Source organism: Planococcus halotolerans (genome assembly GCF_003289955.1).
GTDB classification, from domain to species: Bacteria; Bacillota; Bacilli; order Bacillales_A; family Planococcaceae; genus Planococcus; species Planococcus halotolerans.
Map to the genome: position 1 here is coordinate 290,853 of NZ_QLZR01000003.1, position 14,587 is coordinate 305,439.

The window sequence follows — 14,587 nt, forward strand, 5'->3', positions numbered from 1 at the left end:
CTCCCCCTAATCTTTGCCTTTATTATAATGCCGATTTGACAGAATTGACAGACAATGAATGAACAAAAAGACTTAAAGATTTTACTGAAAAAAGGGGCCAAGGTGGTCAATCTTTGACTACTATTGCGCCTCCGTATATCTTGCCATGGAGAACGGCCAGTTTTTCAGCCATGACTCTTGGCGGACTGCTGAAATTTTCTTTAATCCAGTACAGGAAGAAACCAAGGCTGCCATAAGTCACAAAATAATTGAGCGAAGGAATCTCGATATTGCTTTCTTCTTCCAATTTCAACTCGATACTGGAAACCTGGACCAAGCTCTCGCAAAAGAGATTTTGAGAACCAGGAAGTACTTCTCCTTTGATGATCAGCGAAAAAATGAACTGGTTCTGGTACATATATTCGAAAATTGGCAGATGGCGCTCCACATCTGTTGAAGAAAAACGTTCGCGGCCTTTAAAGCTTCGACGGAAATGAGCCGTCAACCCGGCTAAGTGGTCTTCCACTATTGCTTCCAGTAAGGCATTTAAATCCCTGTAATGCGAATAGAAGGTGACTCTATTGCATTCAGCCTGTTTAGTAACTTCAGTGATAGACAGCTCTTGCAGCTCTTTGTGTTGCAATAAATCCAGTAACGCGGTTTTTAACTTTTTCTGTGTCCGTAAGATGCGGCGATCTTCTGGGCTTGCCATGTCAAAAACCTCCTCTTATGTCCATCCTGTGGATGATACTCTTGAATTTATTATGACATGATTTATTTTCAATGGACAAACAGCACATTTTTCCGTTAACTTACAAGTGTAGTTTATTTCATAGAACCAATAATTTGCTGGAGGAATGGAAAATGGACCGATTAGCTGGAAAAGTAGCGATTGTTACAGGTGCCGCTCAAGGGATGGGTGCATCACACGTAAAAAAATTCATCGAAGAAGGCGCGAAAGTGGTGCTGACAGATTTAAATGAGGAAAAAGGCCAGGCATTGGCACATGAGCTTGGAGAAAATGCCTTTTTCGTAAAGCAAAATGTCGCGCTTGAGGATGACTGGTCAAAAGTGATCGAGGAAGCTGAAAAAGCATTCGGACCAGTGAATGTTTTGGTTAACAATGCCGGTATTACAATGGCCAAGTCAATTTTGCAGACGACTGCAGAAGAATACCGCCGAATTGTTGAAATCAATCAGGTTTCTGTTTTTCTAGGGATGAAGGCTGTTATTCCGTCCATGCAAAAGGCGGGTGGCGGTTCGATTGTCAATATCTCATCCATGAATGGACTGGTAGCAGGAGCAATCGGTTATACGGATACGAAATTCGCGGTTCGCGGAATGACGAAAGCGGCCGCAATTGAATGCGCTAATTATGGAATTCGCGTGAATTCTGTTCATCCAGGCGTCATCGCTACGCCGATGGTCGTACAGGAAGATACAAAAGCTGCCGTGGAGGAATTCTCAAAACATATCCCTTTGAAGCGTGTGGCTCAGTCGGAGGAAGTTTCCAATATGGTGCTATTCCTTGCTTCAGATGAAGCAAGCTACTCAACAGGTTCAGAATTTGTCATCGACGGCGGTTTGACTGCCCAATAAATAAGTGTTGCAATAACAAAGCCAGTCCAAAAAATTCCGGACTGGCTTTGTTATTAGACTCAAGATCCATTCTAACTATGACTCTTACAGTGAATTTAGGGATAAACGAATTGGCCAGTTAAACCTCCAGTTTGCCGCGGAACCCTCTGCTGGCGTAATAAGAGTCAGCGCCGTTGTGGTAGGTGAAGACCTGGCCATAACGGTAGTCGCAGAAAATTGCGCCGCCATGGGACCGGATGTTTTCTGGTGTCAGCACCCAGGTCGACGTTTTACGGTCAAACTCGCCAAATTGATGCAGCGAGCGATACTCATCTTCTGAAATCATTTTGATGCCCATCTCAGCAGCCATGTCCATCGCAGTATTTTCAGGCTTGAATTTCTTCCGTGCTTCCCAGGCTTCGCGGTCGTAGCAAAGACTGCGGCGGTCTTTCGGTGTTTCGGGAGAACAATCATAAAATACATGGACGCCGTCCTGCAGATCCAAGGTTACGACATCCGGCTCGCCGCCCGTTTCTTCCATTTGGAACAGTGACCATAGCTTGTCGGGAGCTGCTTCAAGTTTCTTCTGCACTTCATCCCACTCCACACCCTCGTGCCGATTCATATTCTTTTCGAAACGGCTTTTCAATTTGCCGAGCAATTCTTCCTGCTGTTCAGTAGACAATTCCTTTTTCGCCATTTGAAATTCCTCCTTTTAAAAAATCTTCTTAGCTTAAGTATATACATTCTAATAAGCGTATTGGCGAATTCTTAGTTGAGATAATTCATATAGAAGAAATTAAAAGAAAAAAAAGCCGGACCGCTTGGAAAAGGGTCCGGCTCGTGCGTACTTTATTATTGTCTAGACTCCAGCGGCCCAGCTCTTCGGGTCATAAGCCAGCCCGTGTCTAGTCTCCAACGGCCAACTCCTCGGACTTAAGCTACCCTTCCTGCACGGCGAAATGCGCCGCTACGGAAGTTCATCTTAAGCCTGTCGGAGCTGAACGGCCGTTTCCGCTTTTCGAAGCTGCCGTGGCAAAGAGCGCCACTCTGCTGTTCTGTCTTATGCCTTTCAGAGCTTAACGGGCGCTGTCGCTTTTCTTTACTCTTTTGGTTCAAGATCTTCAATTGAATCGATATCCATATAGGCAGGAACAGCAATGCCGTTTTGTGCGCCAGTCAGGTTCGGTCCAAGATCGAGCATATTTTCTTCATGCTTTTCATAAAAAGCCCCGTGCGTCACAGGCAGCCAAGGAGCGATGGAAGCGTCAGCGCCGCCAGTCGCGATAGCTTCGAATAAAACTGCAGGGTCTACATCAGTTACTGTTACGTCAAATCCTTGTTCTTCCAGGACAATTTCCAGCACGCTTGCAGAAGCGCGTTCACTGTCCCAAGGAGTTGATACCAGTTCAATTTTCTTGTCGTCTACCGGTTCAGCATTTGCTGTCCATTCATCGACTGTTTCACGATTTTCATCAATCCAGTTTTGGCCAGCTTCTTCAAAGGGCATGTCTTGCCCCGCATACATTACTGATTGAAGGTCTTCCAATTCCCACTCAAAAGCGTCCAAAATTTTATAGGCTTCCGGAAAATCTTCTTCAAAACCTTCTCTTGCAATCGTCTGGATATTCTCAGGTCCACCGAGCGTTTCTTTCGGGTCTTCCAGGAATTTCAGGTCATAGGCAGAAAACATCCAGTGAGGCGTCCAGCCAGTGATGATAAGCGGCTCTTCATCGTCAATGGCATCGTCCAAGGCAGTCAGCATACTTGCTGTCGAACTTTCTTCGAGTTCCCAGCCTTCCAAATTGTCGTACTCTTCCAGTGTATCTTTGGCAAGACCGGTCAAGCCGGCTCCAGGCTCGATCCCAGTAATCGTGTAATCCAACTCTTCGCCAAGCGATTGCCCGCCAGCAGATCCTTCATCGCTTCCGCAGCCTGCAACCAGTAACGCAGCAGACAGAGCGGCAGTGCCAGTAAGATATTTGTATTTAATCATAAATAATTCCTCCTTAAGATTTGGTGGTAAGCAGCCGGTCATAATTCTTCGATTCAATTTCTAGGAATCAGGTGGTGCAATCCGTACATTTCTTGAAAGGAATTTCAACAGGATTTCAGCTCTCAGCTGAATCAGTATAAAGTGATGAAAACTGATGGTTTCGGGAGTTTCCTATGGCATAAATAATCACATTATTTAATATTACTGATCGGTTTCAGCCAGTGAATCCTGCTGAATTATCTCTCTTTAAACCGAGATTTACGGTTATCGAATTTAACGCGACAAATACTAGTATAACATATAAACAGGGTCTAAGCAGAAAAGGAGTGGAAATAGCAGATAATTAGCCTATTTGAGGTTCGTTGATTTTTGGGGAATCCAGTTTCGAATAACAAAATAACTGATAAGGATTGAAACCATTAGTCAATCAATTCCGTAGATTGTAAAAAAAGAAAGGCGGAGGATCAGGATGTCGGCTGAAGTGCGAAAGAAGAAAGATCGATGGTGGGTAGTGGACTTATTAATTGATGCTGGGGAGTTGCTTCTTTTTATCCCTCGGGGGATATTCCGGATCATCAAAGATATTATATAAACGATGATTCCCTAATCCGTTAAAACGCTCAGGCAGGAACTTTCCTTCAATAGGAGAAGGTTTATATAGAAGGAGTCTGAGGATTTTCAGTGCTAGGGGATTTCATGATTAATGCGCGGCTGGAAAGGGTAGTTTTATTGAATAAAGAACTCCTGCAATGCAGGAAAAAACCGAAGAGGAGAATGATGATGGAAATCTTAAAACGTTTTCGTGATATTATGACGAGCAATATTCACGCAATGCTGGATCAGGCGGAAGATCCTGAAAAAATGATCGATCAATATCTGCGTGATTTAAACAGCGATCTCGGTAAAGTGAAGTCGGAGACAGCAGCCATCATGGCGGCGGAAAAACGCGAGCGCCGGGAACTTGCTGATGTGCAGAAAGAGATAGATGATATGCAGCGTTATGCGGTCAAAGCTCTGGAAGCAGACAACGAAGATGATGCCCGTAAATTCCTTCAGCGCAAAGCTGAGTTAACTGAAAGAGAACAGGGGCTAGAGACAGCTGTCGAAATGGCCGTAGCCAATACCCAACAGATGCGCCAGGTGCACGATAAGCTGGAAGAAGACATCGGTGAACTTGAATCGCGCCGTGCTGAACTGAAAGGGAAAGCTTCAGTCGCAAAAACCCAAGAGCGCATGAATGAATTCAATTCATCAATGGGAGGAGCGGGAGAACGGATATCGGCGTTTGATGCAATGGAAAAGAAAATTAATCAGCAGCTTGATGAAGCGAATGCCATGTCCGAGCTTAACAAAAGTTCAGGAGATTCCGTCAAAGACCTGGCAAAAAAATACGATAGCGACACGAACGTAGACGATGAACTGAAATCGCTGAAAGGCGGGGTCAACACGGATGATGAAATGAAGGCACTGAAAGAACAGCTGAATAAAGGTGAATAATGACTGCCACCCATAAGATAGATGTTGCGCAGAAGGGAGGAAGACGGGTTGGTCACTCATTATAAATGTCCAAACTGCGGATCGGACATGGCGTTCGATGCCACCTCCGGCAAATTGTCCTGTCCGAATTGTGGCCGGCAGGATGATATCGAGACGTTTCCGGAAGAAAACATCCAGCAGAAATTCGCTCCTGAAGAAGCGAAGGAATATCATTGTGAAAACTGCGGCGCCGTGCTTCTGACAGAAGCGGAAACGACTGCGACGCATTGCAGCTTTTGCGGTGCAGCAGTCGTGCTCGCCGACCGGCTGACCGGCGACCTGGCACCGGCAAAAGTGATTCCTTTCACCATCAGCAAAGACGAAGCTGTAGCCGCATTCCGTAAATGGACGAAAAACGGCAGGCTGACGCCGAGAGGATTCATGAACGGCGACCGCATAAAAAAGATGACCGGCATGTATGTACCCTTTTGGCTTTATGACATTAACGGCAAGGCGGAAGTGGCAGCAATCGGAACACGGATGCGGACTTATCAGCAAGGCGATACGGTTGTTACGGAAACTGACTTTTACGATGTCTATCGCGAAATCGATCTAAGCTATTTGAAGGTGCCGGCAGATGCCTCCGAAAAAATGGATGACGAATTGATGGATAAATTGGAGCCTTATGATTACAGTGATTTAAAAGATTTCAGGATGCCTTATCTAGCGGGTTTTCTGGCTGAAAAATACGATTTTGATGAAGATGCTCTGTTTTCACGTGTGGAGTCGAAAATTGTGCCGTATATCGATTCTTATATCGGCAGCACGATTTCCGGCTATTCGACAGTCAGCTACACAAATAAGCAGATCAACGCCAATAAACATAAGGTCTACTATACATTATTCCCGGTTTGGATGGTTTACTATGATTTTGAGAACAAAGAACATACCTTTGCGATGAATGGCCAGACCGGCAAAGTGGTCGGCAAGCCGCCCATCAGCGGAGGCAAGGTCGCTGCCTGGTTTACAGGAATTGCTGTTTCGACATTTGCGGCATTAAAGGCCATCTCATATCTGGTGGGAGGTGTCCTCTGGTGAGAAAACCGGTGTTAAAAGCAAGTATGCTGATTTTATTGCTTACAATATTGATGATGTTGAATTGTACTGCAGCTTTTGCCCAAACTGATCAGCATATTTATGACCAGGCGGGATTGCTGACTGATTCAGAAATCAGTGATCTCGAGGCGTATGCCGCCGAAAAGAGCCGTGAACAGGGAACGGAATTCCTGCTGCTGACGACTGACAGTACAAGTGGTATGCCGATTATAGATTACATGGGTGATTTTTATGACGATCTGGCTGATGAAACAGGAATGGAAAATGCAGTGCTACTGACGATCGATATAGGTGGACGCGAATATTATCTGGCTGGTTTCGGTAATGCCAGAACCCGCCTCGACAATGAACGCGTTGAAATGGTGCTCGACCGGATCACTCCTTATATGGCACAGGGACAATATGCCGGCGCATTCCGCGAAACGATTGAAACAGCGGATCGTTACATGGAATACAATCCGGGTGTCAATCCCGAAAGCATCTTCCTCCAAACCTGGTTCCATGCAGCAGTGGCATTGCTGCTGGCAGGAGGAATCGTCGGCACGATGCTTTACAACTCAGGAGGGCGCAATACGACCACTGCAGCAACTTATATCGACCGTGATCATACACGTGTGACGAGAGATTCGGATCGTTTCCGCAATAAAACCGTCACAAGGCGCAGGATTCCCAAAAACAACAATAGTGGCGGCGGCTTTGGCGGCGGAGGAGGCATGACCGGCGGCGGCCGTTCATTCAGTGGAGGCGGCAGAAGCTTCTAAGCGCCAATCGAAATAAAGGAAGGAATGAACAACATGGTTTTTTTCGGCAATCAATTTGCAGATGTAGTGGAATGGGATGAATTCCGCGACGATATGATTTTTTATAAATGGGCCAATAAAGAAGTGAAAAAAGGCAGCCGCCTGATTATCCGTCCGGGACAGGATGCCATCTTCCTTAATAACGGCAAAATTGAAGGGATCTTTGAAGATGACGGCGAGTACGATATCGAATCGGAAATCGTCCCGTTCCTGTCGACATTAAAAGGGTTCCGATTCGGATTCAACAGCGGCATGCGGGTCGAAGTGCTATTCGTCAACACGAAAGAGTTTGTTGTCAGATGGGGCACCCAGAATCCGATTAACATCCCGGCACCGGGTCTTCCAGGCGGCATGCCAATCCGGGCAAACGGGACGTTCCAGTTCAAAGTCAACGATTACATTAATCTCATCGACAAAATCGCCGGTGTGCGCAACAGCTATACAGTCGATGATGTGAAGATCCGCATCACGGCTGTTCTGGACCAATTATTGATGAAATGGATTCCAAAAGAAGGCAAGGATATGTTCAACCTCCAGGCCAATGCCCATGATATTTCAAAAGGAATTCAGGACGATCTTGATATGCAGATAATGGACGATGGTATGAAAATTACCGGTTTCCAGATCATGAGCTTCAACTATCCAAAAGAAATTCAGGATATGATCAATAAAAATGCGTCCCAAGGGATGGTGGGGGACGTCTCCAGATACCAGCAGATATCAGTGGCTGATGCGATGGGTAAATCATCGGGGTCGAATACGGCATCCGATATGGCCGGCATGATGATGGGCATGAATATCGCAAAAGAAATGATGGGCGATCAGAAAGATTCCAAAGAAGGCAGTGGGGATCCCAATAAACAAACTGGCGGCTCCGAGTCCGGCAACGGAAAAGCGCCAAACTTTTGCCCGAATTGCGGCGAGAAAGTCAATGGTGCCAAATTCTGCCCGAACTGCGGGCAGAAACTCACCTGAGCCGAGACTTATAAAACAGGAGTAGAATCTTCGTTACCGGGTAAACTATTAGTAAATAATTTTTACCAGGAGGGATTTCAATGGCGAGAAAAGGAACAGCCGGCCGCACGCCTGAAAAACAGGTGGGAGCCCACGAATCCGGAATTGATAAAGCAATCAATAAAGCGAAAGAAGCTTTTGACGGTGATAACGATGCGACGGATTACGAAGAAGTAAAAGGCAGAGATGAACAGCAGGATGCCAAGGAATATTCCGAGAAAGTGTCGGATGAACGTCCGAATAACCCACGCCGAAATGAATAGAAGCAGAAGGAAAAAGCGTTGCGGCTAGCCGGATTGGTTAGCTGCAACGCTTTTTTGCATACTTTTAAATCAGTATTTATAAGATTGGCCGCCGTCAATCGGAATGACAGAAGCATTGATGAACTTCGCTGCATCGGAAAGAAGGAATGCAACGAGGTTGCCGACTTCTTCCGGTTTACCGAAACGTTTCATCGGGTTGACGCTGACAAATTCCTTGCCGGCAGCTTCCCAATTATCGCCAGCCATTTGTTTCAAAGAGCCTTCAACCATTGGTGTCATAATTGCACCAGGAGCTATGGCGTTGATGCTGATGCCGAATTCGCCGTATTCAATCCCGGAGTTGCGGGTCAAACCGACAACGCCGTGTTTACTCGCTGCATAACCGGATTGATTGCCGACGCCCCGGATACCGCCAACGGAAGCCGTGTTGACGATTGAACCGTAGCCTTGTTCTTTCATGACTTTGAGTACATATTTCATGCCATAGAAAACACCGTTCAAGTTAACATTAATGACTTTTTCAAACTCATCCGAGCCGTAAGCTTCAGTCAGGTTTTGTTTGCCTTCGATACCGGCATTATTGAAGAATCCATCAATTTTACCAAATTTCTCGATTGTGAAGTCCACATAGTTTTTTACATCTTCTTCATTGGTTACGTTTGCCTCGACCGTTTCAATCTGAGCGTCTGAAGCCACAGACATAATTTCATTTTTGCTTTCTTCCAAGCCTTCTTTATTCATATCCACGAGTACGAGCTTGCCGCCCTGTTTGGCAATCGATACAGCCGCAGCGCGTCCGAGACCCGAACCTCCGCCTGTAATAATGACGACTTTGTCTTTGTAATTAATCATTGGTCACCTCTCCTTTTTTATAGGTATGCTAAACTGAAGTAAAAGCTTCTATTCCAATATATACCCGGGCTGAGAACGCCTCAATCAGTAGATATTCCGGCGTTGTCGAGTAAATCGACAACAAGAGGAAATGTGTCGATTTTGGAGGAGAAACAGGATGGAAATGAATAAAGAAAAGTTGAGTCCGCAAGCATTGCGCACCAAGCAGCATTTCAAGCAGGCATTTACCGAATTGATCAATGAAAAAGGATACAGCCATGTATCGGTGACGGATATTGTCCAGCGGGCAGCTTATAACCGCGCAACATTCTATCTTCATTTTTTGGACAAGCCTCATATCACAGAAGAATTAAAACAGGAAATGTTCGAGCAGATTAAAAGGAAAAGTATGGAGCGGTACACACCTGGGAAAATCATCACAACCGAATCCCTGGATACAGATTCGTTCGAATTGGTGTCTTTCATCTATGATAATCGTTCGTTTTTTAACTTATATTTGATGGAAGATACCATTCCGGGTTTGCACCAGGATTTGCCGAAAGCTATTTTCGAATTGCTGGACGAGCAATTCACACTGGTGGCAAAAGGAGGCCATGACCTCAACTCCAAGAAGTTCAAATTATATATGGCTCATGGGACAGCGGGTCTGATTCTTGATTGGGCAAGGAATGGATATTGTGAATCGCCGCGGGAAATTACAGGCGAATTGATCAATATTCTGCAGACGTTTGCTGTCGGATTTCGGGTGGAGTGAAAGAGGATAACTGAACCTCATGTGTAATACCAGGATAATCGGGAAGGAATAAAGGAGAGTGAGAAAGGAGAGGGAATAAATGAAAGCAATTGTCATTGATCAATATGGTGGAAAAGAAGAGTTGAAAGAGCGTGAACTGGACCGTCCCAACATTGGAGAGAACGAAGTGCTGGTCGAAGTGCATGCCACTTCGATTAATCCGATAGACTGGAAATTACGTGAAGGCTATTTGAAAGAAATGCTTTCTTTTGAATTTCCGATCATACTCGGATGGGATGCGGCAGGAATTGTTGCAGAAACTGGTGGAAATGTTAAGGAGTTTCAGGCGGGTGACCGGGTATTTGTCCGCCCGGAGCTGACCCGTGACGGGACATACGCAGAATTTATTGCCACGGAAGAACGTTTACTTGCTAAAATGCCGGACAGTATGACTTATGAAGAAGGAGCCGCTATGCCGCTGGTCGGTCTGACGGCTTGGGAATGCCTGGTTGAAGTGGCGGGCATTAAGGAAGGCGATAAAGTGCTGATCCATGCGGGAGCTGGCGGAGTGGGCACTCACGCCATTCAAATCGCGAAAAGTTTCGGTGCTTATGTCGCAGCTACAGCCAGCGATAAAAATTTAGAGCTGCTCCAGTCACTGGGAGCCGATCAGGTGATTGACTATAAATCAGAAGCATTCGAAGAAGTAGTGAGAGACTTTGACATCGTGCTCGATCCGCTGGGAGGCGATATCCAGTCGAAAAGCTTCGGTGTGCTGAAAAAAGGCGGCACGCTGGTGTCGATTGCTGAGCCACCATCTGAAGAAGAAGCAGAAAAGTTTGGCGTTAAAGCAGGATATGTCTTCCTTCAGCCGGAAGGCAAGAAATTGCAGAAACTGGCCAAACTGTATGAAGAGGGCAAGCTGAAACCGGTGATTGGGGAAACCTTTGAATTTTCAGCGCAGGGACTGAAAGACGCACACGCTGCAAGCGAAACAAATCATGCGCAAGGGAAAATTGTCATTAAAGTGAAGTAATGAAAAGTATAAAAGAAAAAATTATTTGGAAAATTCATCCGATATGCATTTTAATGGCTCGAAAGGGTAGACATTGATTAGGTGGGACAGACAAGAACTTCGGTCGCAATCCGCTCGAAGACCTTGCCCATACTAGATTGAGTTACCATCAAATGCAAAGGGGCGAATACCGTGGCAGAAAACAAAAATTACCGGGTCATATATCATTTAGGCCAAGACGTTGAGGCTGTTCAAATTGTAGAAGCGGGAAGCCCCAAAGAAGCTGCTTGTGGACTGGATAAGAAAGAAATGAAAGACTTTCTAGGAGAAAACGACACACATTTTCAATTTAGAATGGAAGAAGTAAAAATGGTGAGTGTTAAAGAAGTGTGAGTCCAATTATCGAGACTGCTATGTCCGGCTGTAAGCTGGACATAGCAGTTTTTTCATTAGCTGCAAGGATCGAAACTAAGAAAAAAGGAATTTATGTCTGCAGAAAAAATGCTTTTATTATAAATAAACTGATGAATCGAGGATATATATGGTGGAACACTTATTGGCAAGTATGAAGATTGTGGGAGACGACACTATCCAAAGAGTACAGCTGAAGCATCGGCAGTCACTCGTAAATGCCTTCAGCTTGGAGAAAGGAATGCGCATTTTGGAAATCGGCTGCGGCCAAGGGGATACAACGGTTGTTTTGGCAGATGCTGTGGGTGAAGAAGGGCGTGTGCTGGCGGTGGATATTGCGGATCCGGATTATGGTGCGCCGATAACACTGGGAGAAGCGACTTCAGCGATTGTCGCTTCTGCACTCGGCAGCCGTATCGACTTCAAGCTGCAGACAGATTTTCTCGACTTGCCTGAGGAGAGTTTTGATGTGGCAATTCTTTCCCATTCCTCATGGTATTTTCGTAATCCGGAACAGCTTCTCGCATATTTAAAAAAAATGCGGCGTATGGCCAAACGGATCTGTATTGCGGAATGGGATGTCAATTTTACCCGCATGTCGCAGCGTCCGCATTTTGCGGCGGCAGCAATTCTAGCGCTGTACAGTGAATTTATTGATAATGAAGGCAATATCCAGCACATGTTCAATTCACTTCAATTGCAGGAAATGCTTGGTACAGCAGGATGGACAGTCGGGAAAACCGCTGTAGTTGATGCCGGCTATTTGCAAGACGGTAAGTGGGAAGCTGATTACGCAAAGAGTGTCCAGCAGGCGTTTTCCAGTGTGCCGAAACGGATTCAGTCGCTGGCCGCCAGTCTCTATGAAATGCTTGAAGTTGATGAAGAGGCCGAAAGCTTGGACAGTTTTGTAATTACAGCGGAGTAAACACGAGAAAATTTGGCGTGAGGGGAGGCGTAATGATGATTTATGTCGCGCTTTTAAGGGGTATAAACGTTGGCGGCAACAATAAAGTGGATATGAAAGAGCTGAAAAAGGTGTTTGAAGAAGCAGGTATGTCATCAGTTAAGACTTATATCAATTCAGGAAATATCATTTTTGCGGACAGCCTTCATGAAAAAGAAGAATTGCCGGCTATTTTAGAAGCGGCAATTCTGGTTCACTTCAATTTGAGCATCAAAGTGCTTGTATATAGCTTTGACGAATTCCAGCGGATAGCTGCAAGTATTCCGGATAATTGGACTAACGATCAGGATATGAAAAGTGATGTTTGGTTCTTATGGCCGGAAGCAGATGATGAGGCTGTACTGGAAAAGTTGACGATCAAGCCGGAAATCGACAGGGTGAACTATGTACCCGGCGCAGTTTTATGGTCTGTCGATAAGGAGTGCGTTACGAAAAGCGGTATGCAGAAAGTGATTGGGACAAAATTATATAAATTGGTGACCATCCGCAATGTCAACACGGTCAGGAAATTACTCGGGCTGATGGAAGAGTAAGAGGGAAGCCGATGTATTGAAATTACTTCTTCATTCCAGTAAAGCTAAAAAAAGAGCCACTGCATCCGCAGAGGCTCTTAAATATTTATCGTGTTCTAACCACATTATTCCGGAATATGCGGCAAGTCTTTCGTGTTTGGATTGTTGATGATGTGAATGTTCACATACGATTTCAGACCTTGTTCACCGTATTCACGGCCAACACCGGATTGTTTTACGCCGCCGAATTCATAGCGGACGTCGAGCCCCTGGATAGCGGCAGTATTGATCATCGTGGTGCCGGCTTCAATGCGTGCAGCCACTTCGATCGCTTCCTGATCATCGCCCCAGACAGAACTTGTCAAACCGAAAATGCTGTCGTTGGCGAGGTGCACGGCTTCGTCGACATCGTCATATGCGACAATTGGTACTGTCGGGCCGAACTGCTCTTCTTTAACGATACGGTCTTCCTGCTTCGCGCCGACGACTAAGGTCGGTTGCATGAAGTAACCTTTCTCGAATAGTTCAGGGTCAAGAATTTCTCCAAGTTTGTGGATTTCAGCACCGTTAGCCTGCGCATCATCCACAAGTTCCTGAACGTAGTCCTTCTGTTTTTTATTGTTGACAGGACCTAATGTCACATCGCGGTTGAACGGATCGCCGACACGCACCCATTTGTTTGCCGCTTCGATATATTTTTCAACAAATTGATCATGCATCGAGCGCGGCACGTAAATGCGTTTAGCGATCATGCAGATTTCGCCGGCCGTCAGGAAATTTGAAACGACTAAGCGGCGCATGGCTTTTTCGTCATTCGGATCAAAGCTTGGCAGCATGATTGCCGGGTCGTTGCCGCCGAGTTCAAGCGTCAATTCCTTAACGGTCGGAGCCGCCGCTTCCATAATCTTGCGTCCGGTTTCTGTACCGCCAGTAAAGGCGATTTTCATGACTTTCGGATTCGAGGTCATTTCAATGCCGACATCCGCTTCGCCGTTCAGCACATTCACGACGCCTGGAGGGAATTCCTCCGCAATGATATCGAGCACGACGGTCACGGCAAGCGGTGCGAGCGGGCTTGGTTTCACGACAATCGTATTGCCGGCCAGCAGGGCAGGAGCGACTTTGATTGTCGACAGGGAAATCGGATAGTTCCATGGTGCAATGGCCGAAACAACGCCAATCGGATCATGCTTGATGATTGTCGTGCCGTTTTCATCTTCACGGACATCATCGCCTATCACATCTTTTGCTGTTTTACAGGCGTGCTCCATCCATGCGATTGAAACGTATAATTCACCTTCAGAGTCGTATACCGGTTTACCATGTTCGCGGGACAGTAGTTCCGTGATCTCCTTTTGCGAATCCTGCAATCTTTTGATTGCGCGTTGCATACGTTCAATACGCTCTTCAAGCGAACTATTGCGCCAAGTTTTGAACGCTTCGTCGGCTGCATCGATTGCGCGGACCGTATCTTCTTTTGTATTCAAGGGCGCGTAGCCGACAATCTCTGACGGATTCGACGGATTCTCCCGGGTGATTTTATCTTTCGTATCCACTTTTTCTCCGTTTATAAGAGCATGTACTGTAACTGGTTCATGTACCAATTCAATCATTCCTTTCTTAAAATGGATCAGAGTAACTGCTTATATAGTTTTCCCTGTATTATCGATGATAAACTTGCGGACATTTTTTCAAATAAAACAGAAAACCCGCTCCCTGTTTGGCAAGGTGCGGGTTTAAATTAAGTTTCATAGTGAGGTGCTGGTTCAATGACGTATTATAAAAAAACCTCCACAGTTGTGGAGGGTTCTAAAATTACGGATTCTTTTCGAGGTGCGAAAAGAATCCGGTTAGGATGTAGGGAATCGTTGGCTCTTT

Annotated in this window: 16 protein-coding genes; 11 read left to right on the forward strand and 5 right to left on the reverse strand. The window is 45.7% G+C overall.

Annotated elements, in window-relative coordinates:
* Nucleotides 1-106: 106 nt before the first annotated feature.
* Nucleotides 107-691 carry a TetR/AcrR family transcriptional regulator gene (locus DP120_RS10205; RefSeq protein ID WP_112223570.1) on the reverse strand — a complete coding sequence of 195 codons (585 nt, stop codon included), beginning with the start codon at nucleotides 689-691 and terminating at the stop codon, nucleotides 107-109.
* Between the two features lie 152 nt (nucleotides 692-843).
* Between DP120_RS10205 and DP120_RS10210 the strand changes: the two genes are divergently transcribed.
* Nucleotides 844-1,578: a glucose 1-dehydrogenase gene (locus tag DP120_RS10210; RefSeq protein WP_112223571.1), complete on the forward strand. Its 735-nt coding sequence runs from the start codon at nucleotides 844-846 to the stop codon at nucleotides 1,576-1,578.
* A 118-nt stretch (nucleotides 1,579-1,696) separates the two neighbouring features.
* Here the strand turns inward: DP120_RS10210 and DP120_RS10215 are convergent, their stop codons facing one another.
* Together DP120_RS10215 and DP120_RS10220 are read right to left on the reverse strand one after the other, a co-directional pair.
* Nucleotides 1,697-2,257 carry a DUF4256 domain-containing protein gene (locus DP120_RS10215; protein ID WP_112223572.1) on the reverse strand — a complete coding sequence of 187 codons (561 nt, stop codon included), beginning with the start codon at nucleotides 2,255-2,257 and terminating at the stop codon, nucleotides 1,697-1,699.
* Between the two features lie 402 nt (nucleotides 2,258-2,659).
* On the reverse strand, nucleotides 2,660-3,553 hold the full coding sequence (locus DP120_RS10220) for a glycine betaine ABC transporter substrate-binding protein (protein WP_112223573.1): 894 nt from the start codon (nucleotides 3,551-3,553) through the stop codon (nucleotides 2,660-2,662).
* Nucleotides 3,554-4,333: 780 nt separating this feature from the next.
* Between DP120_RS10220 and DP120_RS10225 the strand changes: the two genes are divergently transcribed.
* The 5 genes from DP120_RS10225 (at nucleotide 4,334) to DP120_RS10245 (ending at nucleotide 8,222) form a co-directional block, all read left to right on the forward strand.
* A complete protein-coding gene (locus DP120_RS10225; protein ID WP_112223696.1) occupies nucleotides 4,334-5,050 on the forward strand; it encodes a PspA/IM30 family protein in 717 nt (238 codons plus the stop codon).
* Between the two features lie 48 nt (nucleotides 5,051-5,098).
* Entirely contained in the window at nucleotides 5,099-6,127 is a 1,029-nt protein-coding gene (locus tag DP120_RS10230; RefSeq protein WP_112223574.1) for a TFIIB-type zinc ribbon-containing protein, read from the forward strand.
* Nucleotides 6,124-6,906 (forward strand): TPM domain-containing protein, encoded by a 783-nt coding sequence (locus tag DP120_RS10235; RefSeq protein ID WP_233785948.1) that lies wholly within the window; start codon nucleotides 6,124-6,126, stop codon nucleotides 6,904-6,906. Before DP120_RS10230 ends, DP120_RS10235 begins: the two co-directional genes overlap by 4 nt.
* A gap of 33 nt (nucleotides 6,907-6,939) precedes the next feature.
* Nucleotides 6,940-7,920: an SPFH domain-containing protein gene (locus tag DP120_RS10240; protein ID WP_112223575.1), complete on the forward strand. Its 981-nt coding sequence runs from the start codon at nucleotides 6,940-6,942 to the stop codon at nucleotides 7,918-7,920.
* An 80-nt stretch (nucleotides 7,921-8,000) separates the two neighbouring features.
* Nucleotides 8,001-8,222 (forward strand): hypothetical protein, encoded by a 222-nt coding sequence (locus DP120_RS10245; protein WP_112223576.1) that lies wholly within the window; start codon nucleotides 8,001-8,003, stop codon nucleotides 8,220-8,222.
* Between the two features lie 69 nt (nucleotides 8,223-8,291).
* On the opposite strand, the gene DP120_RS10250 is transcribed toward DP120_RS10245, so the two are convergent.
* Nucleotides 8,292-9,074, reverse strand: a complete 783-nt coding sequence (locus DP120_RS10250) for an SDR family oxidoreductase (RefSeq protein WP_112223577.1) — start codon at nucleotides 9,072-9,074, stop codon at nucleotides 8,292-8,294.
* Between the two features lie 157 nt (nucleotides 9,075-9,231).
* Here DP120_RS10250 and DP120_RS10255 point away from each other — a divergent pair, with 157 nt between their 5' ends.
* From DP120_RS10255 to DP120_RS10275, 5 genes are all read left to right on the forward strand, one after another.
* Entirely contained in the window at nucleotides 9,232-9,828 is a 597-nt protein-coding gene (locus tag DP120_RS10255) for a TetR/AcrR family transcriptional regulator (protein ID WP_165843774.1), read from the forward strand.
* A 79-nt stretch (nucleotides 9,829-9,907) separates the two neighbouring features.
* Nucleotides 9,908-10,843 (forward strand): NADP-dependent oxidoreductase, encoded by a 936-nt coding sequence (locus DP120_RS10260; RefSeq protein WP_112223579.1) that lies wholly within the window; start codon nucleotides 9,908-9,910, stop codon nucleotides 10,841-10,843.
* A 171-nt stretch (nucleotides 10,844-11,014) separates the two neighbouring features.
* On the forward strand, nucleotides 11,015-11,215 hold the full coding sequence (locus tag DP120_RS10265; RefSeq protein WP_112223580.1) for a hypothetical protein: 201 nt from the start codon (nucleotides 11,015-11,017) through the stop codon (nucleotides 11,213-11,215).
* A gap of 172 nt (nucleotides 11,216-11,387) precedes the next feature.
* Entirely contained in the window at nucleotides 11,388-12,158 is a 771-nt protein-coding gene (locus tag DP120_RS10270) for a class I SAM-dependent methyltransferase (protein WP_233786255.1), read from the forward strand.
* Nucleotides 12,159-12,193: 35 nt separating this feature from the next.
* Entirely contained in the window at nucleotides 12,194-12,730 is a 537-nt protein-coding gene (locus tag DP120_RS10275) for a DUF1697 domain-containing protein (RefSeq protein WP_112223582.1), read from the forward strand.
* Nucleotides 12,731-12,834: 104 nt separating this feature from the next.
* On the opposite strand, the gene DP120_RS10280 is transcribed toward DP120_RS10275, so the two are convergent.
* A complete protein-coding gene (locus DP120_RS10280) occupies nucleotides 12,835-14,322 on the reverse strand; it encodes an aldehyde dehydrogenase family protein (RefSeq protein WP_112223583.1) in 1,488 nt (495 codons plus the stop codon).
* Nucleotides 14,323-14,587 lie beyond the last annotated feature (265 nt).

What these genes read in the sequence shown, in the direction of transcription:
- DP120_RS10205 (WP_112223570.1), bottom strand. Translation starts at nt 691, where the DNA reads ATGGCAAGCCCAGAAGATCGCCGCATCTTACGGACACAGAAAAAGTTA.
- DP120_RS10210 (WP_112223571.1), top strand. Translation starts at nt 844, where the DNA reads ATGGACCGATTAGCTGGAAAAGTAGCGATTGTTACAGGTGCCGCTCAA.
- DP120_RS10215 (WP_112223572.1), bottom strand. Translation starts at nt 2,257, where the DNA reads ATGGCGAAAAAGGAATTGTCTACTGAACAGCAGGAAGAATTGCTCGGC.
- DP120_RS10220 (WP_112223573.1), bottom strand. Translation starts at nt 3,553, where the DNA reads ATGATTAAATACAAATATCTTACTGGCACTGCCGCTCTGTCTGCTGCG.
- DP120_RS10225 (WP_112223696.1), top strand. Translation starts at nt 4,334, where the DNA reads ATGGAAATCTTAAAACGTTTTCGTGATATTATGACGAGCAATATTCAC.
- DP120_RS10240 (WP_112223575.1), top strand. Translation starts at nt 6,940, where the DNA reads ATGGTTTTTTTCGGCAATCAATTTGCAGATGTAGTGGAATGGGATGAA.
- DP120_RS10245 (WP_112223576.1), top strand. Translation starts at nt 8,001, where the DNA reads ATGGCGAGAAAAGGAACAGCCGGCCGCACGCCTGAAAAACAGGTGGGA.
- DP120_RS10250 (WP_112223577.1), bottom strand. Translation starts at nt 9,074, where the DNA reads ATGATTAATTACAAAGACAAAGTCGTCATTATTACAGGCGGAGGTTCG.
- DP120_RS10255 (WP_165843774.1), top strand. Translation starts at nt 9,232, where the DNA reads ATGGAAATGAATAAAGAAAAGTTGAGTCCGCAAGCATTGCGCACCAAG.
- DP120_RS10260 (WP_112223579.1), top strand. Translation starts at nt 9,908, where the DNA reads ATGAAAGCAATTGTCATTGATCAATATGGTGGAAAAGAAGAGTTGAAA.
- DP120_RS10270 (WP_233786255.1), top strand. Translation starts at nt 11,388, where the DNA reads ATGAAGATTGTGGGAGACGACACTATCCAAAGAGTACAGCTGAAGCAT.
- DP120_RS10275 (WP_112223582.1), top strand. Translation starts at nt 12,194, where the DNA reads ATGATTTATGTCGCGCTTTTAAGGGGTATAAACGTTGGCGGCAACAAT.
- DP120_RS10280 (WP_112223583.1), bottom strand. Translation starts at nt 14,322, where the DNA reads ATGATTGAATTGGTACATGAACCAGTTACAGTACATGCTCTTATAAAC.